Raw genomic sequence first — 21,818 nt, 5'->3', positions numbered from 1 at the left:
GACTGATCCTGATGAGGTGACCGTGATCGCGCAGGCGCCTTGGCAGCAAGGGGCTGCGGAGACTGCGGTGAACGCCGAGGAGGTGACGATGAACGCGCGGGCAGCAGCTGAGCAGGCTGCGGACCCAGCGGCGCACGCCGACGAGGTGCCCGCGGGCACGCACACAGCGGCTGAGCAGGCTGCAGCGCCGACCGTGGGTTCGGGTGACGTGCAGGCCGGCCCGTCGCATGGGCGAGCTGTTGTGCCGGGTGCTGAGGTGGCGGGGGTTGTGCAGGCGCCTTGGCAGGTAGGAGAGGTTGGCGAGGTGACGGTTGAGGCTCAGGTGCCTGTGGGGGGTGAGCGGGTTGTGGGCTGGCATCCGGCTACGGAGGGGGGACGGCCGCGGCCGGTTGAACAGGCTGCGCAGCAGGTTGTGGAGGCGCCTGGGGTGCTTTGGGGGAGTGGGGTTCGGGAACGGGTGGGGGAGCTTACTGAGATTCGGGTGCGCTGGCCGGAGCGGGTTGCGGAGGCCTGGCAACGGCGGCGGACCCGGGAGCTGGTGGGGGCTGACGGACGGCTGCTGATCGTGGCGGCCGACCATCCGGCGCGCGGAGCGCTGGGGGTCCGCGACGATCGGTTCGCGATGGGGAGCCGGCCCGGGTTGATCGAGCGACTGGTGACGGCGCTGGAGCGGCCTGGGGTCGACGGCGTACTGGCGACGCCTGATGTGTTGGAGGATCTGCTGCTCCTTGGGGCGTTGGAGGGAAAGGTTGTCATCGGCTCGATGAACCGTGGCGGCCTGCAGGGCGCCGCGTTCGAGCTGGACGACCGCTTCACGGCGTACGGGTGTGCGGACGATCTGGCGACCCGCCGTCTCGACGGCGGCAAGATGTTGACCCGGATCGACCTGGACGACCCCGGCACGGTCGCCACCCTCGAAGCGAGCGCGAAGGCCGTCACCGAGCTGGCCGAGCACAAACTGATGGCGATGGTCGAGCCGTTCTGGTCGACCCGCACCGACGGCCGGGTGACGAACGTGCTCGACGCCGACTCGGTGATCAAGTCGGTGCACATCGCCGCCGGTCTCGGCGCGACCAGCGCCTACACCTGGCTCAAACTCCCGGTCGTCGACGAACTCGAACGTGTCATGGATGCCACCACCCTCCCGACTCTGCTGCTCGGCGGCGACCCCACGGTCGCCCCCGAAGAAACCTATGCACGCTGGGGTAAAGCCCTGACCCTCCCGGCCGTCCGCGGCCTGGTCGTCGGCCGCGCCCTGCTCTTCCCGCCGGACGGCGATGTCGCGTACGCCGTCGATCAAGCCGCCGCTCTCGTTCACGGAGGAGCCGTATGACCGAGTGGTTCCGGCCGGCCGGTACGACGTCCCGCGACGGCTTCGACGTCGCGGTCACCCCTGGCGAGCAGGACTGGGAATACACCGGCCTGTACGTCGCCACCCTCGACCGCGGCCAGACGATCGAGTTCGACACTGACGACTGCGAGTACCTCGTCCTGCCGCTCAGCGGATCGGCCGAGGTGATCGTCGACGGTGCGAAGCTCCCGCTCGGCGGCCGCGCCGACGTGTTCGCCGGCCCGACCGATTTCGCGTACGTCCCGCGCGGCACCACGGTCGCGGTCACCAGCGCCGGCGGAGCCCGCATCGCCTTCCCGCACGCAAAAGCCGCCAACGAGTACCCCTTCCGGCGGATCGGTGTCGAACAAGTGGAATCCGAGCTGCGCGGCGCCGGGGTCTCCTCACGCCAGGTGCGCAACTTCGGTACGCCGGGTGTCCTCGAAGCCGACTCGATCATCGCCTGTGAGGTCCTCACCCCGGCCGGGAACTGGTCGTCGTACCCGCCGCACAAACACGACGAGCACAAGCCTGGTAAGGAAAGCGTGCTCGAAGAGATCTACTACTTCGAGCTCCAGCTCTCCGACGCCGCCCCTGAAGGTGTCAAGGGCAACGACCCGATCGGCTACCAGCGGGTCTACGGCACGGCGGACCGGCCGATCGACGTCCTCGCGGAGGTCCGCAACGGCGATCTGGTCCTGGTACCGCATGGTTGGCATGGTCCGGCGATGGCGCCTCCTGGTTACGACATGTACTACCTGAATGTGATGGCCGGCCCCGGCGCTCAGCGCGAGTGGCTGATCACCGACGACCCCCAGCACGGCTGGGTTCGTGAGTTGTGGCCGAGTCAGCAGCTCGACCCGCGTCTGCCTTTCGAAGCCGCCCGGCCGGACGGCTCTGCCGAGCTTTCTGAAGGAGATCAGTCATGACGGTGCGTCTCACGGTCGCGCAGGCCTTGGTGCGATTCCTGAGCGTCCAGTACTCGGAGCGGGACGGCGTCCGTCAGCGCCTGATCGCCGGCGCCCTGGGCATCTTCGGCCACGGCAACGTCGCCGGTGTCGGCCAGGCGCTGCTCCAGGCCGAGCTGCAGGACCCGACGGCGCTCCCGTACATCCTGTCCCGCAACGAGCAGGCGATGGTGCACACAGCCACCGCCTTCGCCCGCACCCGTGACCGGCTCCAGACCTACGCCTGCACGGCAAGCGTCGGCCCAGGCTCGACCAACATGGTGACCGGCGCGGCGCTGGCCACGATCAATCGGCTCCCCGTGCTGATCCTCCCTTCGGATGTGTTCGCAACCCGGGTCGCGACGCCCGTGCTGCAGGAGCTGGAGAGTTTCGGCGCCGGCGACGTCTCGGTGAACGACGCCTTCCGCCCGGTTTCGAAGTACTTCGACCGCGTCTGGCGCCCCGAGCAACTGCCGTCGGCCCTGCTGAACGCCATGCGCGTGCTGACCGATCCGGTCGAGACCGGCGCGGTCACGCTGGCGCTGCCGCAGGACGTGCAGGCCGAGGCCTACGACTGGCCCGAGGAGCTTTTCGCCGAGCGCACCTGGTACGTCGCGCGCCCGTTGCCGGAAGCATCAATTGTCGACAAGGCGGTAGATCTCCTACGGTCCGCGCAGCGGCCGCTGATCGTCGCCGGCGGCGGTGTGCACTACTCCGGCGCCGAGGACGCGCTCCGGGCGTTCGCCGAGCGGAGCGGTATCCCGGTCGCGGAAACCCAGGCTGGTAAGGGATCGCTGCGCTACGACCACCCGCAGTCGATGGGCGCGGTCGGCTCGACCGGGACCACCGCGGCGAACGCGCTGGCCCGCGAAGCCGACCTGGTGATCGGGATAGGCACCCGCTACAGCGACTTCACGACGGCCTCCCGGACCGCCTTCCAGCACCCTGGGGTGAAGTTCGTCAACGTCAACGTGGCGCGTTTCGACAGTGCCAAACATGGCGGCCTTCCTCTCGTGGCGGATGCGCGAGAAGCCCTTGTTTCCTTGGGCTCCGCGCTCGGCGACTGGTCCGTCGACGACCAGTACACGTCGCACGCGGCGGAACTTTCAAGGAACTGGGACGGAATTGTTTCGGCCCATTACGACCCCCCGGCCGAGGTGACCGGGAAACTCGCCGACGGACTGCTCACCCAGGGCCAGGTCCTCGGCGCCGTCAACGAATTGTCGGCGGCATCTGATGTGGTGGTGTGCGCGGCCGGATCGATGCCCGGCGACCTGCACAAACTCTGGCGGACCCGCGATCCGAAGGGATACCACGTCGAATATGGCTTCTCCTGTATGGGTTACGAGATCGCCGGCGGTCTCGGCGTCCGCCTCGGCGCGCCCGATCGCGACGTGTTCGTCATGGTCGGCGACGGGTCGTACCTGATGATGTCCAGTGAGCTCGCCACCGCCGTCCAGGAGAACCTGAAGGTCATCGTCGTCCTGGTGCAGAACCACGGCTTCGCCTCGATCGGCGCGCTGTCGGAGTCCCTCGGCTCCCAGCGCTTCGGGACGGCGTACCGCAAACGCACCGGCGACGGCCGGCTCGACGGCGACTACCTCCCGGTCGATTTCGCGGCCAACGTCCGCAGCTTCGGCATCGAGGTGCTCGACGTCCACAGCCGCGATGAGCTGGCGAAGGCCATCGCGACGGCGAAGGCCGCGACCGGCCCGATCGCGATCCATGTCACCACCGATCCGCTGATCGGCGCCCCCGACAGCGACTCCTGGTGGGACGTCCCGGTCAGCGAGGTCTCCGAGCTGCCGAGCACGCAGGCCGCCGCCGCGGCGTACGAGCAGAGCAAGAAGGCCCAGCAGCCCTACGTCACCCCCGCGGAGGGCTGACATGGGCGCGATCAACGTCGGTACGGCGCCCGACTCCTGGGGAGTCTGGTTCGCCGACGATCCGCAGCAGACGCCGTGGGCGCGGTTCCTCGACGAGGTCGTCGCGGCCGGCTACCGGCGGATCGAGCTCGGGCCCTACGGCTATCTGCCGACCGATCCGCAACAGCTCAAGGCAGAGCTCGACCAGCGAGGCCTGACGATGACCGCCGGGACGACGTTCGAGCAGCTGCACCGGCCCGACGGCTGGGAGTCGACGTGGCAGGGTGTCGCGCCGACTGCCGAGCTGGCGGCCGCGATGGGCGCGAAGCATCTGGTCGTGATGCCGTCGATGTGGCGGGACGCGGATGGCAGCATCGTCGAGGAGCGGCTCGATCACGCGGGCCAGGCCGCGCACGGCAAGCAGGTGACGGAGCTGGGCCGCCGGGTCGCCGAGGAGTTCGGCGTCCGCCTGCAGTACCACCCACATGCCGACGGTCATATCGACAACCAGCACACGGTCGAGCGGTTCCTCGAGGAGACCGACCCCGAGCAGGTGAGCTTGTGCCTCGACACAGGCCACATCAGCTACTGCGGCGGTGACAACCTGGAGCTGATCCGCAAGTACCCGAGCCGGATCGGCTACCTGCACCTCAAGCAGGTGAATCCCGATGTCCTGGCCGCGATCGAGGGGCAGGAGCTGAGCTTCGACCAGGCGATCGAGCGGGGCGTGATGGCCGAGCCGCCGGCCGGCATCCCGGAGTTCCCGCCGCTGCTCGACGAGCTGGCCGCGCTCGGCGTCGACCTGTTCGCGATCGTCGAGCAGGACATGTATCCGTGCCCGCCGGAGGCGCCGTTGCCGATCGCGGCGCGGACCGCGGCCTATCTGAGATCCCACGGGGGTGGCGTATCGCTGTGACGGCCAGCAGTGTGAGACTCGCTGGTCCCAACCCAAACCCGCGGAACGGCCGCGGATCACTCGAAAGGCTGGTTGGAGTCATGGTTCGGTGGCACAAGAAGGCGGTGGCCGCGGGCGCGGTGCTCACGCTCGCCGCGGCGCTGGCCGCATGTAGTTCCTCCGGGGGCAAGCAGGAGGAGCAGGGTTCGGGCGGCAGCGGCAGCGGGGTCGCCGACACGCCGCGGATGAAGGTCGCGCTGATCACCCACTCGGGTCCCGGCGACACCTTCTGGGACATCGTCCGGCGCGGCGCCGAGGTGGCCGCGAAGAAGGACAACGTCGAGCTGCAGTACTCCTCCGACCCCGACGGCGCCGCCCAGGCCAACCTGGTGCAGACGGCGATCGACGCCAAGGTCGACGGCATCGCCGTCACGCTGAGCAAGCCGGACGCCGTCATCCCGAACGTCAAGAAGGCCGTCGCGGCGGGGATCCCGGTGACCATCCTGAACGGCGGGCTGGACAGCTGGAAGAGCACCGGCGCGGTCGGCTACTTCGGCCAGGACGAGCGGATCGCCGGCCAGGCGACCGGTGACAAGCTCAAGCAGCTCGGCGCCAAGAAGGTCATCTGCGTCATCCACGAGCAGGGCAACGTCAGCCTGGAGGCCCGCTGCCAGGGCATCAAGGACCGGCTCGGCGCCGTCGAGAACGTGAACGTCAACGGCACCGACCAGCCAGCCACCCAGGCGACGCTGACCTCGAAGCTGCAGCAGGACAAGGCCGCGGACTACGTCGTCGCGCTGAACGCCGGGATCGCGCTGACCGCCGTCACCGCGGCCAAGGACGCCGGCTCGGCGGCCAAGATCGGCAGCTTCGACATGAGCAAGGAGATGGCCAAGGCGGTCAAGGACGGCACGGTCCAGTTCGCCGTCGACCAGCAGCCGTACCTGCAGGGCTACCTGGCGATCGACGCGCTCTGGCTCTACAAGACCAACGGCGACACCATCGGCGGTGGCGAGGCGACCCTGACCGGGCCGGCCTTCATCGACAAGTCGAATATCGACGCCGTCGAGAAGTACGCCGCCGCCGGGACGCGCTGAGGTAGCGGCATGGCATCCACCATCACCTCACCCGCCACCGCGGACGACCGGGTCGCCGCCCGGTCCGTCGGTGCCCGGCTGCTCAGCCGGCCCGAGATCGGCTCGCTGGTCGGCGCGGCGGTCATCCTGGTGTTCTTCCTGATCGCCGCACCGCCGTTCCGCGATATCAACAACACCGGCACGATCCTGTACGGCGCCGCGCTGATCGGGGTGATGGCGGTGCCGGTCGCACTGCTGATGATCGGCGGCGAGTTCGACCTGTCGGCCGGGGTCGCGGTGACGACGTCCGGGCTGACCGCCGGCATCTTCGCCTACCAGCTCAGCCTGAACGTCTGGGCCGGGATCCTGCTGGCGCTGGTCGTCTCGGTCGCCGTCGGCGCTTTCAACGGCTGGCTGCTGATGCGGACGGGGCTGCCCAGCTTCCTGGTGACGCTGGGCACCTTCTTCATCCTGCAAGGCGTGAACCTCGCCGTCACCCGGCTCACCTCGGGCGCCGTCGCGTCGAACTCGATCAGCGACATGGACGGGTTCGGCGCCGCGAAGGCCGTGTTCGCCTCCGAGTTCAAACTCGGCGGGATCACGATCAAGATCATCATCGTCTGGTGGATCCTGTTCGTGGCGATCGCCGCCTGGGTGCTGCTGAAGACCCAGATCGGTAACTGGATCTTCGCCGTCGGCGGCGACGCGGCGGCCGCGCGGGCGGTCGGCGTCCCGGTGAAGAAGGTGAAGATCGGGCTGTTCATGACGGTCGGCTTCTTCGCCTGGTTCACCGGGATGCAGTTGCTGTTCGTGCAGAACGGCGTCGTCCAGTCCGGTGAGGGCGTCGGCAAGGAGTTCCTCTACATCATCGCCGCGGTGGTCGGCGGCTGCCTGCTGACCGGCGGCTACGGCTCGGTGGTCGGCGGCGCGGTCGGCGCGCTGATCTTCGGCATGGTGCAGCTCGGCGTCGTCTACGCCGGCTGGAACGCGGACTGGTTCAAGGCGTTCCTCGGCGTGATGTTGCTGCTGGCCACGATCGTCAACCTGGTCGTCCGGAGCAAGGCGGAGGCACGATGAGCACCACGCAGAGCTTCGCGGACGAGGCGGCCACCAGCCCGAACACGCCGATCGTCCTGCTGGAGGAGGTCGGCAAGAGCTACGGCAACGTGCACGCGCTGCGCGGTGTCTCGCTGTCCGTGCGGCAGGGCGAGATCACCTGCGTGCTCGGCGACAACGGCGCCGGCAAGTCGACGCTGATCAAGATCGTCGCCGGTCTGCACGACTACACCTCGGGCCGGATGTCGGTGAACGGCGAGGAGCGGCACTTCTCCTCACCGCGCGAGTCGCTGGACAGCGGGATCGCGACCGTCTACCAGGATCTGGCGCTCGCGCCGCTGATGTCGGTCTGGCGGAACTTCTTCCTCGGTAACGAGCTCACCAAGGGCCCGTTCAAACAGCTCGACGTCGCGGCGATGAAGCGGATCGCCCAGGAGGAGCTGACCAAGATGGGGATCTCGATCCCCAACCTGGAGCAGCCGGTCGGCAAGCTGTCCGGCGGGCAGAAGCAGTGCGTCGCGATCGCCCGTGCGATCCACTTCGGCGCCAAGGTGCTGATCCTCGACGAGCCGACCGCGGCGCTCGGCGTGAACCAGTCCGGTGTGGTGCTGAAGTACATCGTGAAGGCGCGGGACGCCGGGATCGGCGTCATCTTCATCACCCACAACCCGCACCACGCCTACCTGGTCGGCAACCACTTCGTTGTGCTCAAACTCGGTCGCGTCGCGCTGGACACGCACCGCGCCGACATCACGCTGGAGCAGCTGACCACCGAGATGGCCGGCGGGTCCGAGCTCGAGGCGCTCAGCCACGAGCTGCGCGACCTCGCGCCCGGCGCCCAGGACGAGAACCCAGCAGGGGAGAAGGAGTAAGGAATGAGCGATCTGCGGATCGGCATCGTCGGGGTGGGCGCCATGGGCGCCGATCACGCCGAGCGGATCGTCCGGCGGATCTCCGGCGCGCGCCTGGTCGCGGTGTCGGATCCGGACACCGCCCGCGCCGAGGAGCTCGCGGTCCGGCTGTCCGGTGGAGGCCCGGCCGGCGGCTCGGCGGCAGCCGGGGCCGGTGCGGCGGGCGGCGCGGTCCGGGTGATCGGCGATCCGCTGGAGCTCGTCGGCGCCCGGGAGGTGGACGCCGTCATCCTGGCCTCGCCCGGGTTCGCCCATGCGGAGCAGCTGTTCGCCTGCCTGGAGCACGGCAAACCGGTGCTCTGCGAAAAACCCCTGACGATGGACGCCGCGTCCTCGCTGCAGGTCGTCGAGGCCGAGCACAAACTCGGCAAACCGCTGATCCAGGTCGGTTTCATGCGCCGCTTCGATCCGGAGTACGCCGCGCTCAAACAGCTGCTCGACTCCGGGGAGCTCGGCCGGCCGTTGCTGCTGCACAACGTGCACCGCAACAAGGCGAACGGCCCCGGCTTCCGCAGCGAGATGATCGTCCGGGATTCGATGGTCCACGAGGTCGATGTGGCCCGCTGGCTGTTCGGCTCCGAGATCAGCCGGATCACCGTGCACGCGCCGAAGCCGACCGGCGCCGTGCCCGATGGCGTCCTCGATCCGCAGTTCGCGGTGTTCGAGCTGGCCAACGGCGCGATGGCCGACGTCGAGGTCTTCGTGAACTTCCAGGTCGGCTACGAGGTGCGCTGCGAGGCGGTCGCCGAGCGCGGCAGCGCGACCATCGGGCTCGGCTCCGGTGTCGTCACTCGGGCCGCCGGCCACTGGGGCGGCGCCGTCCCGGAGGATTTCCGGGTCCGTTTCGACCTGGCCTACGACATCGAGGTCCAGCGCTGGATCGACGCTGTCGGTCGTGGTGAGATCGATGGGCCGAGCGCTTGGGACGGCTACGCCGCGGCCGCGGTCTGCGAGGCGGGGATCGCCTCGCTGAACAGCGGGCAGCCCGTCGCCGTCGATCTTGCCGACCGCCGCACCGTGCTCGGCTGAAGCTGAAAGGGAACCCTGTGAGTACTGAGATCAAGCGCATCACCCACCTCGTCGGCGGCAGCGCGTGGGCGGGTGTCGCCGAGCGCACGAGTGACGTCTACAACCCGGCCACCGGCGCGGTCACCGGCCGGCTCGACCTGGCCTCCGCGGCCACCGTCGACGAAGTCGTGAAGGTCGCCCACGAGGCCTCGAAGACCTGGGCGGCGACGTCGCTGACCAAGCGCGCGCAGGTGCTGTTCGCCTACCGCCAGCTGGTGAACGAGCGCAAGGAGGAGATCGCGGCGCTGATCACCGCCGAGCACGGCAAGGTGCTGTCCGACGCGGTCGGCGAGGTCACCCGCGGTCTCGAGGTGATCGAGTTCGCCTGCGGTATCCCGCATCTGCTCAAGGGCGGTTTCAGCGAGGGCGTCTCGACCAAGGTCGACGTGTACTCGATCCGGCAGCCGCTCGGCGTCAGCGCGGTCATCTCGCCGTTCAACTTCCCGGCGATGGTGCCGATGTGGTTCGTGCCGATCGCGGTCGCCTGCGGGAACAGCGTGGTGATCAAGCCGTCCGAGAAGGACCCGTCGGCGGCGAACGCGATGGCCGAGCTGTGGAAGGAGGCCGGCCTGCCGGACGGCGTGGTGAACGTCGTGCACGGCGACAAGGAGGCCGTCGACCGGCTGCTCGAGCACCCCGACATCAAGTCGGTCTCGTTCGTCGGGTCGACGCCGATCGCGAAGTACGTCTACGAGAACGGCACCCGGAACGGTAAGCGCGTGCAGGCGCTCGGCGGCGCGAAGAACCACATGATCGTGCTGCCCGACGCCGATCTCGACCTGGCCGCGGATGCCGCGGTGAACGCGGGGTTCGGCTCCGCGGGTGAGCGCTGTATGGCGATCTCCGCGCTGGTCGCGATCGAGCCGATCGCCGACGAGCTGATCGCGAAGATCTCCGAGCGGATGGCCAAGCTCAAGACCGGTGACGGCACCCGCTCCTGCGACATGGGCCCGCTGGTCACCGGCGCGCATCGGGACAAGGTCTCCGGGTACGTCGCGACCGGTGTCGACGAGGGCGCCGAGCTGGTCGTCGACGGGCGCGACGGCGACTTCGACGGCGGCGCGGACGGTTTCTGGCTCGGCCCGACGCTGTTCGACAAGGTGACTCCGGAGATGTCGATCTACACCGACGAGATCTTCGGCCCGGTGCTGTCGGTGCTCCGGCTGCCGTCGTACGACGCGGCGCTCGACCTGGTGAACTCGAACCCGTACGGCAACGGCACGGCGATCTTCACCAACGACGGCGGCGCGGCCCGCCGCTTCCAGAACGAGGTCGAGGTCGGCATGGTCGGGATCAACGTCCCGATCCCGGTCCCGATGGCGTACTACTCGTTCGGCGGCTGGAAGAACTCGCTGTTCGGCGACACCCACGCGCACGGGATGGACGGCGTGCACTTCTTCACCCGCACCAAGGTCGTCACCTCGCGCTGGCTCGACCCGAGCCACGGCGGGATCAACCTGGGCTTCCCGACCCACGACTGAGCGACCCGAGCAGGCGACGTCCCTGGCCGATGCCGGTCAGGGACGTTGACCCCTGGTACGCCGGGCCGCCACCGTCGGTCAGGTGAACGGACGAATCGCAGCCCTCGTTGCCCTGATCGGCCTGCTGGCGCCGACCACCGCGGCCGCCGCCAAGCCTGACGACGCCCTCACGATCATCAACGGCGACGCGGCCGGGCCCACCGTGCGCTTCGTCCCGGGTGGTGACGCCGTCGACGCACACGACGGCGAGATCCGGCGGTTCGGCTCGCGGTACTACCTGTACGGGACGAGCTACGGCTGTGGCTACGAGTGGAACCGCGCCGGTACGCCGTTCTGCGGCTTCAAGGTCTACAGCTCGACCGACCTGCGCAGCTGGGTCGACGAGGGGTTCCTGTTCGACGGTACGACGTCCGCGTGGCAGCAGCGCTGTAACGGCTCGACGTACGGCTGCTACCGCCCGCATGTGCTCTACAACGAGGTCACTCGCAAGTACGTGCTGTGGATCAACTCGTACGACGTCGGTGTCGGCTATCACGTGTTCACGTCGAACCGCCCGACCGGTCCGTTCACCGAGCAGCCGTTGCCGACGCTCTCCGTCAACAACGACATCCCGCCGGGGGTGAACAACGGCGATCACGACCTGTTCCGCGATTCCGACGGTACGGCGTACCTCGCGTACACGGACTGGCGAGCCGGCGGCGACATCATCGTCGAGAAGCTGGACTCGTCGTACCGGACCGGCACCGGGCAACACGTCCGGCTCGGCGTCCGTTCGACTGAAGCGCCGTCAATGTTCAAACGCAACGGCAGCTACTACCTGACGCTCTCCGACCCGAACTGCGGCTACTGCACGACCGGTACGTCGTACTTCCGCGCGGACAGCCCGCTGGGGCCGTGGGTGGGCAGCACGGCCGACGCGGCCTGGCAGTTGCAGAACCAAGCCCTGCATGCGAACGGCGGCGGCGTCGGTCTCACCAAGGTCGGTGCGACGTGGGCCGACTACGACCTCAGCTTCAAGACCACACCGCTGCAGACGGCGGGCGGTGGCAGCTACGCCCAGGCAGGCTGGACTTTCCGCGCAACTGACGGCGGGACCGGCTACCAATGGCTGCTGGGCAACTATGCGCACCCAGGCGCCGAGGGCGGCAACCTGACCAAGATCGTGTACCGCGGCGGCGCTGTGCAGCGGCTGGAGGTGGTGAAGACCCCCATGGCGATCGTCGGCGGCCAGCCGTACGCCGTCCGGACCCAGGTGGCCGGTTCGACGATTCGGACTTGGGTGAACGACGTCCTGGTCGACACCACGACAGACTCGGCGTACGCGACCGGACAGGCCGGCTTCCGGCAGAGCGGCGGAAACGACGGTGAGAGCGCGCTGTTCGACGACGTCCGTGTTACTGCGGCTGACGGCGCGGCTCTGTTCGCCGACGACTTCAGCGGCGACCTGTCAGCCTGGAACCCGCCGCCGACCGCCGTCCGCGGTGTGAAGATCAGCACGAACTCCTGCGGCGGCCAACCCGCTGACGTGGCTGAGCTCCCAGGCGGCATCTACCTCTACCAGAGCGATCTATGGAACAACGCAGCTCCCAACGAAGCCCTCGCCAAGCACCACTGGGAGCCCTTGCGCTTCACAGCGGACGGCGCCATTCAGCCCCTCGAATGCGGCACCCGCTACGACCTGACGGCCGCCAAGCGCCCCACCACCTCATCCGGCGACGAAGGTTTCCACACCTACTGCGACATCACCCGATCCATCGCCCGCGCCCAAACCTTCACCCCAGGCGCCGGCCACCTGAAGTCCGTCACCTACACGACCTTCCAGTCCGGCTACCCCAACGGCCCGCTCATCCTCACCGTCACCCGCCTTAACCCCGACGGCACCCCAGGTGCCGTAGTCGGCACCCGAACCGTGCCTGCTGCTGAGGTGAGCTGGTCACCCCAGCAGCAGACAGTCCAACTCAACGCCCCAGCCGCCCCCGGCGAGCAGTTCGCCCTCGTCATCAAAACCACCGCAACCACCGGCTGCTACGGCCTCGCCCACAACGACGCCAACCCGCTACCCAGCGGCAAAGCCCTCTACAGCACCACCACCGGCACCACCTGGCGCGAGGAGCCGTCGAGAGACTTGCGGATCAGTACCAGTTAGAGCGAGGGGCGCGGTGACAGACCTGCGGCCACGTATGCCGCGTCGATCAGCTCCATCGTGGCGACGGCGTCGTCCGCATCTGTCGGCAGTGGAGCGCCGTCACGTAGGTGCGCGGCGAAGGCCTCCAGTTGGTAGGTGTAGGACGATTTGCGGCCGAGGTGTTCGACCCAGTGGTCTTCCTTGGTTGTGACGATTACGCGGTCGTCTTGGTGTGGCAGGACGAAGCTGGGGGCGAATGCCTCGCCGCGGGTGCCGACCAGCTTGCAGCTGAATTCGAGGGATTCCGCGCCCATGCTCGTTCGCACTGCGCCGGTGGCGCCGTTCGGGAACTCCAGGTCGGCGTTCAGCCACTCGTCGACACCGGGCAGCCGCTTGCGCTCTCCGGCTCGTGCGCTGACCAGGCGTGGCGCACCACCGGCCCAGGGCGCGACTGTGCGCTGTGCGTGCAGGGCGTAGCAGCCGACGTCCATCAGTGCGCCGCCGGCGAGCGGCAGCGACCAGCGCGGGTCGTCGTCGGCGGGTGGCGGCATCACCATGGTGGTCTCGACATGCTGCAGCTCGCCCAGCTCACCCTTGGCCAGCAGTTCGTGCAGCCGCCGGGTGACCGGGTGGAAGAGGTAGTGGAAGCCCTCCATGACGGCCAGACCGCGCTCCGCGGCAGCGTCGCGCACCGTCGCTGCCTCGGTCGCGTTACTGGCCGACGGTTTCTCGGTGAGCACGTGCTTGCCCGCGGCAAGCGCCTTCAGGTTCCACGGGCCGTGCAGCGCGTTGGCCAGCGGGTTGTAGACAGCCTCGACCTCCGGGTCGGCGAGCACGTCGTCGTACGTCGCGTGCACGCGCTCGACGCCGTGTTCCGCCGCGAAGGCCGCGGCCCGATCACGGTCGCGAGCGGCGACGGCGACCAGGCGGGCCCCGGTCAGCCGGGCTGGTTCGGCGATCGCGCGCCCCGCGATCCGGGCGGCGCCAAGGATCCCGATCCGCAGCGGTTCCATACGTGTCCTCATCTCAGCCGTACAGCCAGCACAGCCCCCCGAGCGGGCCGGCGGATGAATTGGAAGCCGTCATCCTCCCGCACGCGCGCCCCGGCAGATACGGCCGGACCGCCATCCGGACCCCGGGATCAGGCGGGGGACGATCTGATCAAATCACCGTGGTGGGTCGACTGATCCCGGTGCAGGCCTCAGGATGTCCGCATGAACACCGTGCAGGTCCAGGTTGACCGGAGTAGCCGTACGCCGTTGCACGTCCAGCTGGCTCAGCAGCTCGAGGCGGCAATCCAGGGCGGCGAGCTACCGGTCGGATCGCGCCTCAGCAATGAGGTGGACCTCGCGGAGGCGTACGGGCTCAGCCGGCCCACAGTGCGGCAGGCGATCGCCAGACTGGTCGACCAAGGGCTGCTGGTCCGCAAGCGCGGTGTCGGTACCCAGGTAGTCGGCAGCTCCGGCCAAGTACGCCGTTCGCTCGAGCTGACCAGCCTGTACGACGACCTGTCCGCTGCGCACCGCAAACCGGAGACCGAGGTGCTGCGGTTCGGCATCGCCCCAGCCACCGCAGATGTGGCCTCAGCTCTGCAGTGTGAGGTTGGAGACCGCGTACTGCGCCTGGAGCGGCTGCGCCGGGCGGACGGCGAGCCCCTGGCGCTGATGCGCAACTGGCTGCCGCCGGACCTGCTGGAGACCGACCCGGCCACGCTGGCCGAGCGAGGCCTCTATCAACTGCTCCGCGCCGAGGGCGTCCGGCTCAAGGTCGCGCACCAGACGATTTCGGCCGCCCCGGCCACGCCCGAGCAGGCCCGGCTGCTGGCCGAGGAGCCCGGCCACCCGCTGCTCGCGACCACCCGGATCACGTACGACGACCACGGTCAGCCGGTCGAGTTCGGGTCGCACCTCTACCGTGCCAGCCGGTATTCCTTCGAGCACACGCTGGTCCACCGCTGAGCCGCCCGCGCCCGCCTGCCACAAGCTGCAACTTTCTGGCCCCTGCCGTACCGGCGTGGATACGCTCGGTGAGCCTTTGGCATGTCACGGTTATCCACAGGCAGCCGTGAGCCGGTGGCGCGAGGTGTCCCGGGGTTGACAGGATGGTCGCGCATGGTGACCGCGCGTGGTCGCCGGACGGGACACACACGGGGAGACCGATGACAGCCGACAGACTTGCCCCGCGCCGGGTGGGCTGGGACGGCGCCGTCGAGCTCATCGACGCCCAGGTGCGCGATGTCGTCCGTCGGGAGGGGATCGACCCGCTCCGCGACCCGGCGGCGGTGAACGCGATCGTCGCGACCGTCGTCCGCGAGTACGACGAGCGCAGCCTGACCGGCGTGGTGCCGCCGATCGGCGATCTGGAGGCGGTCAGCCGCGAGGTGCACGACCGGGTCGCCGGGTTCGGCCCGCTGCAGCGTTATCTGGACGATCCCAAGGTCGAGGAGATTTGGATCAACGAGCCGAGCCGGGTCTTCATCGCCCGCGAGGGCCGCCACGAGCTGACCACGACCGTGCTGACCGAGGAGGAGGTCGGCGATCTGGTCGAGCGGATGCTGAAGACCACCGGCCGCCGGATCGACGTCTCCCAGCCGTTCACCGACGCCCGGTTGCCCGACGGCAGCCGCGTGCACATCGTCCTCGGCGGGATCACGCAGCGCTACGCGGCGATCAACATCCGGAAATTCACGGTTCGCGCCACCAGACTGAACGACCTGGTCCAGCTCGGCTCCCTGACGCCGCATGCGGCCGCCGTCCTGGACGCCGCCGTCGCGGTCGGGCTGAACATCCTGGTCTCCGGCGGCACGCAGGCCGGTAAGACGACCATGCTGAACGCGCTGGCCGGCTCGATCCCGGGCAGCGAGCGGGTGATCAGCTGTGAGGAAGTCTTCGAGATCAAGCTCCCGATTCCGGATTGGGTCTCCATGCAGACCCGGCAGGCCGGGCTGGAGGGCACCGGCGAGGTCCGGCTGCGCGATCTGGTCAAGGAGTCGCTGCGGATGCGGCCGTCCCGGGTGATCGTCGGCGAGGTCCGCGGCGAGGAGTGTCTCGACCTCCTGCTCGCGCTGAACTCCGGCTTGCCGGGCATGTGCACGATTCACGCGAACTCGGCCCGCGAGGCGCTGACCAAGATGTGCACGCTGCCGCTGCTCGCCGGCGAGAACATCGGCTCCCGCTTCGTGCTGCCGACCGTGGCCGGCTGTGTCGACCTCGTCGTCCACCTGGGGGTCGCGGCCGACGGACGCCGGCGCGTGCGCGAGATCCTGGCCGTCAGCGGCCGGATCGAGGAGCAGGCGATCGAGACCGAGACCCTGTTCGGCACGGTCGACGGCCGGTTGCGCCGGGCCGAGGGGCAGTTGCCACATCCCGAGCGGTTCCAGCAGGCCGGGTACAACCTGGCCGGTCTGCTGACCGAGCTGCCCGGAGGTGTCGGCTGATGGGGTTGCTGCTCGGGTTGTTCTTCGGGATCGGTTTGCTGCTGATCATCGCGACGTTCGTGGCGCCGGGCGAGAGCCGGCCGCCGCAGGACGGGCGCCTGATCAGCCGCAGCCGGGAGTTGCTCGCGAGCGCGGGGGTCGAGGGCGTGACGCCGGGCGCCTTCATCGGCGCCTGCCTGATCACCGGGCTGCTCGGGTTCGCGCTGATGTTCGCGGTCTCGGGCGCGCTGCCGATCGGCGCCGTGTTCGGGCTGATGGCCGGGGCCGCGCCGGTCGCGCTGGCGAAGAGCCGGGCCCGGCGGCGGCTGGCGGAGTTCCGCGAGCTCTGGCCCGATGTGGTCGACAACATCGCGTCCGCCGTCCGGGCCGGCTTGTCGCTGTCCGAGGCGCTGGCGCAGGTCGGCGAGCGCGGGCCGTTGCCACTGCGTGAGCCCTTCCGCCGCTTCGGGGCGGACTACGCCTCGACCGGCCGCTTCGCCGAGTCGCTGGATCGGTTGAAGGCCCGGCTGGCCGATCCGGTCGGTGATCGGGTGATCGAGGCGCTGCGGATCGCGCGGGAGGTCGGCGGTGGTGACCTCGGCCGGCTGCTGCGGTCGCTGTCCACGTTCCTGCGCGACGACGCGCGGACGCGTTCTGAGCTGGAGTCCCGTCAGTCCTGGTCGGTGAACGGCGCGCGCGTCGCGGTCGCCGCGCCGTGGCTGGTGCTGGCCCTGTTGTCGTTCCAGGGTGATGTCATCGAGCGCTACAACTCGCCGGTCGGCGCGATCATCATCGGCGCCGGGGCGGTCGTCTGCGTGTTCGCGTACCGGTTGATGCTGCGGATCGGCCGGTTGCCCGAGCCCGAGCGGGTGTTGCGATGAGCCCGATCCTGCTCGGCGGCGTCCTCGGTGGGTTGTTCGGCCTCGGCCTGCTGGTCGTCGTCCGCCGGTTGCCGTTCCTGCGCAAACCCACCGCCGACGACCGGATCTCGCCGTACCTGCGCGATCTGGGCGGTTCCGAGGTGTTCGCCGGTGTCGTCGATTCGGGCTCGCCGTTCTACGCGATCGTCCGGTTGTTCGGGCCGTCGCTGCGCTCCGGCGCCCGGCGGCTGGAGCGGCTGCTCGGCGGGGCGTCGTCGATCCGGCGGCGGCTCGCCCGGGCCGGTCTGGAGCGCACGGTCGAGGAGTTCCGGATCGAGCAGCTGCTGTGGGGGACGGCGTTGTTCGGCGCCGGCCTGGTCGTCTCGCTGATCGCCGTCTCGCTCGGCGCCGGCAACCCGGTCGGCATGCTGTTCTTCTGCGCGCTGCTCGGCGTCCTCGGAGTGCTTGCCCGGGACACCTATCTGAGCACGCAGGTCCGCAATCGCGAGCGCCGGTTGCTCGCCGAGTTGCCGACGGTGGCCGAATTGCTCGCGTTGTCGGTTGCGGCCGGTGAAGGCCCGGCCGCCGCGCTCGACCGGGTGGCTCGCTCCTGCCGGGGCGAGCTGGCCGACGAGCTGAAACGGGTCCTGGCCGAGACCCGCGCCGGGGAGACGCTCGTGCGTGCGCTCGACGGGCTCGCCGATCGCACCGGCCTGCTGGCGCTGTCCCGCTTCGCCGACGGATTGGCGGTCGCGCTGGAGCGCGGCACCCCGCTGGCCGACGTCCTGCGGGCCCAGGCCGGCGATATTCGTGAGGCCGGTCGGCGCGAGCTGATCGAGTCCGGCGCCCGGCGCGAGGTCGCCATGATGGTCCCGGTGATCTTCCTGGTGCTACCGGTCACCATCGCGTTCGCCTTCTACCCGGGCGCTGTCGGAATCCGGCTGATCGCCGGATGAATCGAGGAGAAACCATGTCCCTGTTGATGACGAGAATGTTCGTGGCGCTGACGACGTCGCGGCCCGCGCACAAGGAGCGCGGCGACGTACCCGGCTGGGTGCTGATCACGGTGATGACAGCCGGGCTGGTCATCGGCATCTGGACGCTCGCGGGCGAACAGCTCGAAGCAATGCTGCGTAAAGCGCTGGATTCCGTCGGCAACAAGTAGTCCGGTGCGCCTGACCCGCCGAGTTCGCGACGACCGTGGTTCCGCGGTCGTGGACTTCGTGCTGGTCTCGATGCTCGTCGTACCGCTGTTCCTCGGCATCCTGCAGGTAGGCCTCTACCTGTACGTCCGCAACACCATCACCGCCGCCGCGTCGGAAGGCGCCCACTACGCCGCTGTCCTCAACCGCGACCCCGGCGACGGCCAGGCCCGCACCCAAGAGCTCATCCGCGGCGTCGTGAACGACCGTCTCGTCGACTCCGTCGAAGCAGCCAGCACCGACATCGACGGCCAGCCAGGCGTCCAGGTCACCGTCCGCGCCCACATGCCCGCCCTTGGCCTCTGGGGTCCAGCCGTCGAGTTCACCGCCACCGGCCACGCCATCAAGGAAACCGGCGAATGAAACGGCGGCGTGATGAGCGGGGGAGCGCGGTGGTGGAGTTTTCCTGGCTGGCGCTGCTGCTGATGGTGCCGCTGATCTATGTGTTGTTGGGGGTTTTCGACGTGCAGCGGGCTTCGTACGGCGCGACGGCGGCGACTCGGGCGGCGGGGCGGGCGTTCGTCATCGTGCCGGACGGATCAACGGAGGAGGAGGCGCGGGGGCGGGCGTTCGAGGCGGCGAAACTGGCAATGAAGGATCAGGGGATGGAGCTGTCGCCGGGGCAGCTGAGCATCAGTTGCAGCCCGGCGTGTCTGCAGCCGGGGTCGACGGTGACGGTCACGCTGGAGACGAGTGTTCGGTTGCCGCTGATTCCTGATGCGCTCGGCGGTGAGCCGCCCGCGATCCGGGTCAGCTCTGCCCACACCGAGCCGTACGGCGACTATCGCGAAGCCAAGGGGGACGGGTGAGACGGCCCCGGCGCGACGAGCGGGGCCAGATGACGGTGCTGATCATCGGCTTCACGTTCGTGATCCTGTTGCTGATCGTCGTCGTCACCGATATCTCCAAGGTCTTCCTGGTCCGCCGTGATCTGGACGCCACCGCGGACGGCGCCGTCCTCGCCGCGGCCAACGGGCTGGCCGCGATCTACGCGCAACCGGCCGCCGGCGCGAACGCCGAGCTCGATCCCGAGCAGGCCCGCCGGCTGACCGCCGAGCACCTCGATCAAGTTGCCGCTAGCAACCGTTTCGACGGGCTCGACTGGTCTGCCGACGTGACCGGGACGACGGTGACCGTGCAGCTCACCTCGACCGTGGAGCTCCCGTTCCAGCCGCCCGGCTTCCCGGGCTCGTCGGATATCGCCACCGAGGCCTCGGCCATCGTCCCGATCCGCTAGGCCCGCCGGGCCCGGAAGAGCACCAGCACCAGCAGCATCGTCGCGACTCCCACCAGCCCGACCGCGTGGTACCCGTCGAGGAACGCCCGCCGCACCTGGCCGAGCACAGCCGGATCGGTCTGCTCGAAACCGTCCACCCAGCTACCGGTCGCCGAGAGCCGAGCCCGGTACACGACAGTCGCGAGGCTGCCCAGAATCACCAGACCGGTTGCGATCCCGATCTCGTTGGCCGTCTGCGCCAGGGACGCCGCCGACCCGGCCCGGTCCTGCGGCGCGTGCGAGATGATGTCGTTCATCAGGAACGGGAACGCCGCCCCGATCCCGGCCGTCGTCAGCACTCCGCCCGCGATCAGCACCGCGATCCCGGCCCCGCCCACCGGCAGCACCGCGAACGGCACGAACCCGGCTGCCATCACCACCAGCCCACCCAGGACGACGCGTTGCGGCGGATACCGGTGACCGAGCCACGGGCCCAGGTTCGAGGCGGCGATCATCGCGAGCATCGACGGAATCAGACACACCGCCGCGGTCAACGGCGACAATCCGCGGACGGACTGCAAGTAGAAGCCCGCGAAGATCGACGTACCGCCCATCAGCAGCGCGGTCAGGAACAACACCCACAGCGCGCGACTGACGCCCGGCTGCCGGAGCAGCGACAGGTCGAGCAGCGGGTGCTCAAGGGTGTGCTGCCGCCGGACGAACACCACTCCGAGCACGAACCCGACCACACCCAGGCCGGCCGTCTGCCAGAGCGGGGCGCCGTTCACGGCCCACTTGAGTGCGGCGACCAGCGACAGGATCGAGGTGAGGCAGAGCGCAGCGCTGCGCAGGTCGAGGTGCGCATCCGGCTGCGGCTCGGACTCCGGGAGCAGCCGTGGCGCGGCCGCCACGGTCAGCACCATCACCGGTACGCCGAGCAGGAACACCGACCCCCACCACCAGTACTGCAGCAGGACGCCGCCGAGCAGTGGAGCGAGCGCCATCCCGGTCAGGAAGCAGGTCATGTACGCGCCCATCGCCGAGACGCGCTGTTTCGGGTCCGGGAAGAGCTGCGCGATCAGCGCCATCGAGGCCGGCATGATCGCCGCGCCGGCCAGGCCCATCACCGCGCGCGTCGCGATGATCATCCACGGCTCGGTCGCGAACGCGGCCGCGGCTGACGCGAGCGCGAAGACCGCGGCGCACAGCACGATCAGGCGGCGCCGGCCGATCCGGTCGCCGACCGCGCCCATCGTGATCATCGTGCCGCCGACCATGAAGCCGTAGATGTCGTTCATCCACAGCAGCTCGGCCGGTGACGGGCGCAGGTCGGCGGACATCCGGGGCAGCGCCACGCCGAGCACGCTGATATCGATCGCGATCAGCAGCGACGGCAGCGCCAGGAGCGCCAGTGCGAGCCGCGGGTTGCGCTGCCGGACAGTGGTGGTCATCGGGGTCCTCTCAGTGGGTCGTCACCCACGTGTCGGACGAGATCCCCGGTTCTTGACATCCCGATGGGCACTCTTTGGGTATGAAGATCGAATTGAGCGGACGACGGGCGCTGGTTTCTGGATCGAGTCAAGGCATCGGGCTGGCGATCGCCGTCGAACTGGCCCGGGCCGGGGCGGCGGTCGTGGTGAACGGGCGGACGGCCGACAAGACCGAATCCGCGGCCGCGCAGGTGCGGGACGCCGTACCGGGCGCCGAGGTGACCGCGGTCGCGGCTGATCTCGCCTCGGCCGAAGGGGCCGACCAGCTGCGCGCGCAGGTGCCCGACCTGGACATCCTGGTCAACAACCTCGGCATCTTCGGCGCGAAGCCGGTGCTGGAGATCGGCGACGACGAGTGGCGCCGGTACTTCGAGGTGAACGTGCTGTCCGCCGTCCGGCTGATCCGGATGTACCTGCCCGGGATGATCGAGCGCGGCTTCGGCCGGGTGCAGAACATCGCCAGCGACTCGGCCGTGGTGACGCCGATCGAGATGGTTCACTACGGCGTCACGAAGACGGCCCTGCTCGCCGTCACCCGGGGCTACGCGAAGGCGGCCGCCGGCACCGGCGTCACGGTGAACTCGGTGATCGCCGGCCCGACCCACACGCCCGGCGTCGAGGACTTCGTGCACGAGCTGGTCGGCGACGATCAGGAGTGGGACGCCGCGCAACGCCAGTTCATGCGCGAACACCGCCCGTACTCGCTGATCGAGCGCCTGATCGAGCCGCACGAGATCGGCAATCTGGTTGTCTACCTCAGCTCCGAGCAGGCCTCGGCCACCACCGGCGGCGCCCTCCGCGTCGACGGCGGCTACGTCGATTCCATCCTGCCTTAAACCTGAGTGGCGGGTTTCCGCCATGTCGTGGCAGCCGTCCGTCCG

The 21,818-nt window shown here is 69.3% G+C and carries 21 protein-coding genes; 19 read left to right on the top strand and 2 right to left on the bottom strand.

Annotated features, from left to right (window positions below):
• Window positions 1–457 precede the first annotated feature (457 nt).
• The 10 genes from HPO96_RS07580 (at window position 458) to HPO96_RS37555 (ending at window position 12,775) form a co-directional block, all read left to right on the top strand.
• Window positions 458–1,333 (top strand): Cgl0159 family (beta/alpha)8-fold protein, encoded by an 876-nt coding sequence (locus HPO96_RS07580; protein WP_337796547.1) that lies wholly within the window; start codon window positions 458–460, stop codon window positions 1,331–1,333.
• Window positions 1,330–2,259 carry a 5-deoxy-glucuronate isomerase gene (gene iolB / locus HPO96_RS07575; protein WP_171672163.1) on the top strand — a complete coding sequence of 310 codons (930 nt, stop codon included), beginning with the start codon at window positions 1,330–1,332 and terminating at the stop codon, window positions 2,257–2,259. Before HPO96_RS07580 ends, iolB begins: the two co-directional genes overlap by 4 nt.
• A complete protein-coding gene (gene iolD, locus HPO96_RS07570) occupies window positions 2,256–4,163 on the top strand; it encodes a 3D-(3,5/4)-trihydroxycyclohexane-1,2-dione acylhydrolase (decyclizing) (protein ID WP_171672161.1) in 1,908 nt (635 codons plus the stop codon). The genes iolB and iolD overlap by 4 nt, the downstream gene beginning before the upstream one ends.
• A 1-nt stretch (window position 4,164) precedes the next feature.
• The gene (locus HPO96_RS07565; RefSeq protein WP_171672160.1) at window positions 4,165–5,058 is read left to right on the top strand and encodes a sugar phosphate isomerase/epimerase family protein; all 894 of its coding nucleotides are present in this window, start codon (window positions 4,165–4,167) and stop codon (window positions 5,056–5,058) included.
• Window positions 5,059–5,138: 80 nt separating this feature from the next.
• Window positions 5,139–6,134: a sugar ABC transporter substrate-binding protein gene (locus HPO96_RS07560; protein ID WP_171672158.1), complete on the top strand. Its 996-nt coding sequence runs from the start codon at window positions 5,139–5,141 to the stop codon at window positions 6,132–6,134.
• 9 nt (window positions 6,135–6,143) lie between these two features.
• Window positions 6,144–7,190, top strand: a complete 1,047-nt coding sequence (locus HPO96_RS07555; RefSeq protein WP_171672156.1) for an ABC transporter permease — start codon at window positions 6,144–6,146, stop codon at window positions 7,188–7,190.
• Complete coding sequence (locus tag HPO96_RS07550) at window positions 7,187–8,041, top strand: ATP-binding cassette domain-containing protein (protein WP_171672154.1); 855 nt, start codon at window positions 7,187–7,189, stop codon at window positions 8,039–8,041. The genes HPO96_RS07555 and HPO96_RS07550 overlap by 4 nt, the downstream gene beginning before the upstream one ends.
• A 3-nt stretch (window positions 8,042–8,044) precedes the next feature.
• Entirely contained in the window at window positions 8,045–9,109 is a 1,065-nt protein-coding gene (locus HPO96_RS07545; protein ID WP_171672152.1) for a Gfo/Idh/MocA family protein, read from the top strand.
• Window positions 9,110–9,126: 17 nt separating this feature from the next.
• Window positions 9,127–10,629 carry a CoA-acylating methylmalonate-semialdehyde dehydrogenase gene (locus HPO96_RS07540; RefSeq protein WP_171672151.1) on the top strand — a complete coding sequence of 501 codons (1,503 nt, stop codon included), beginning with the start codon at window positions 9,127–9,129 and terminating at the stop codon, window positions 10,627–10,629.
• Between the two features lie 82 nt (window positions 10,630–10,711).
• Window positions 10,712–12,775: a family 43 glycosylhydrolase gene (locus HPO96_RS37555; protein WP_184999612.1), complete on the top strand. Its 2,064-nt coding sequence runs from the start codon at window positions 10,712–10,714 to the stop codon at window positions 12,773–12,775.
• Here HPO96_RS37555 and HPO96_RS07530 read toward each other — a convergent pair.
• Window positions 12,772–13,767 (bottom strand): Gfo/Idh/MocA family protein, encoded by a 996-nt coding sequence (locus HPO96_RS07530; protein ID WP_171672149.1) that lies wholly within the window; start codon window positions 13,765–13,767, stop codon window positions 12,772–12,774. The two genes, HPO96_RS37555 and HPO96_RS07530, sit on opposite strands and share 4 nt — an antisense overlap.
• Before the next feature lie 201 nt (window positions 13,768–13,968).
• Here HPO96_RS07530 and HPO96_RS07525 point away from each other — a divergent pair, with 201 nt between their 5' ends.
• The 8 genes from HPO96_RS07525 (at window position 13,969) to HPO96_RS07490 (ending at window position 19,468) form a co-directional block, all read left to right on the top strand.
• On the top strand, window positions 13,969–14,712 hold the full coding sequence (locus HPO96_RS07525; protein WP_171672147.1) for a GntR family transcriptional regulator: 744 nt from the start codon (window positions 13,969–13,971) through the stop codon (window positions 14,710–14,712).
• Window positions 14,713–14,912: 200 nt separating this feature from the next.
• On the top strand, window positions 14,913–16,190 hold the full coding sequence (locus tag HPO96_RS07520) for a TadA family conjugal transfer-associated ATPase (protein ID WP_171672146.1): 1,278 nt from the start codon (window positions 14,913–14,915) through the stop codon (window positions 16,188–16,190).
• Window positions 16,190–17,050, top strand: a complete 861-nt coding sequence (locus tag HPO96_RS07515; protein ID WP_171672144.1) for a type II secretion system F family protein — start codon at window positions 16,190–16,192, stop codon at window positions 17,048–17,050. Before HPO96_RS07520 ends, HPO96_RS07515 begins: the two co-directional genes overlap by 1 nt.
• Window positions 17,047–17,985, top strand: coding sequence for a type II secretion system F family protein (locus tag HPO96_RS07510; RefSeq protein WP_171672138.1), 939 nt, complete (start codon window positions 17,047–17,049; stop codon window positions 17,983–17,985). The genes HPO96_RS07515 and HPO96_RS07510 overlap by 4 nt, the downstream gene beginning before the upstream one ends.
• A gap of 14 nt (window positions 17,986–17,999) precedes the next feature.
• Window positions 18,000–18,194, top strand: coding sequence for a hypothetical protein (locus HPO96_RS07505; RefSeq protein WP_171672136.1), 195 nt, complete (start codon window positions 18,000–18,002; stop codon window positions 18,192–18,194).
• A 49-nt stretch (window positions 18,195–18,243) separates the two neighbouring features.
• Window positions 18,244–18,594: a TadE family protein gene (locus tag HPO96_RS07500; protein ID WP_337796541.1), complete on the top strand. Its 351-nt coding sequence runs from the start codon at window positions 18,244–18,246 to the stop codon at window positions 18,592–18,594.
• Between the two features lie 32 nt (window positions 18,595–18,626).
• The gene (locus tag HPO96_RS07495; protein ID WP_337796540.1) at window positions 18,627–19,040 is read left to right on the top strand and encodes a hypothetical protein; all 414 of its coding nucleotides are present in this window, start codon (window positions 18,627–18,629) and stop codon (window positions 19,038–19,040) included.
• On the top strand, window positions 19,037–19,468 hold the full coding sequence (locus tag HPO96_RS07490) for a Tad domain-containing protein (protein ID WP_337796539.1): 432 nt from the start codon (window positions 19,037–19,039) through the stop codon (window positions 19,466–19,468). Before HPO96_RS07495 ends, HPO96_RS07490 begins: the two co-directional genes overlap by 4 nt.
• On the opposite strand, the gene HPO96_RS07485 is transcribed toward HPO96_RS07490, so the two are convergent.
• A complete protein-coding gene (locus HPO96_RS07485) occupies window positions 19,465–20,898 on the bottom strand; it encodes an MFS transporter (protein ID WP_171672132.1) in 1,434 nt (477 codons plus the stop codon). The two genes, HPO96_RS07490 and HPO96_RS07485, sit on opposite strands and share 4 nt — an antisense overlap.
• An 80-nt stretch (window positions 20,899–20,978) precedes the next feature.
• Between HPO96_RS07485 and HPO96_RS07480 the strand changes: the two genes are divergently transcribed.
• The gene (locus HPO96_RS07480) at window positions 20,979–21,773 is read left to right on the top strand and encodes an SDR family NAD(P)-dependent oxidoreductase (RefSeq protein ID WP_171672130.1); all 795 of its coding nucleotides are present in this window, start codon (window positions 20,979–20,981) and stop codon (window positions 21,771–21,773) included.
• Window positions 21,774–21,818: the final 45 nt, after the last annotated feature.

Source organism: Kribbella sandramycini (genome assembly GCF_013131805.1).
Lineage (GTDB): Bacteria > Actinomycetota > Actinomycetes > Propionibacteriales > Kribbellaceae > Kribbella > Kribbella sandramycini.
Note: the sequence above shows the minus strand (reverse complement) of the source record. Positions and strands in the feature narration are given on the sequence as shown.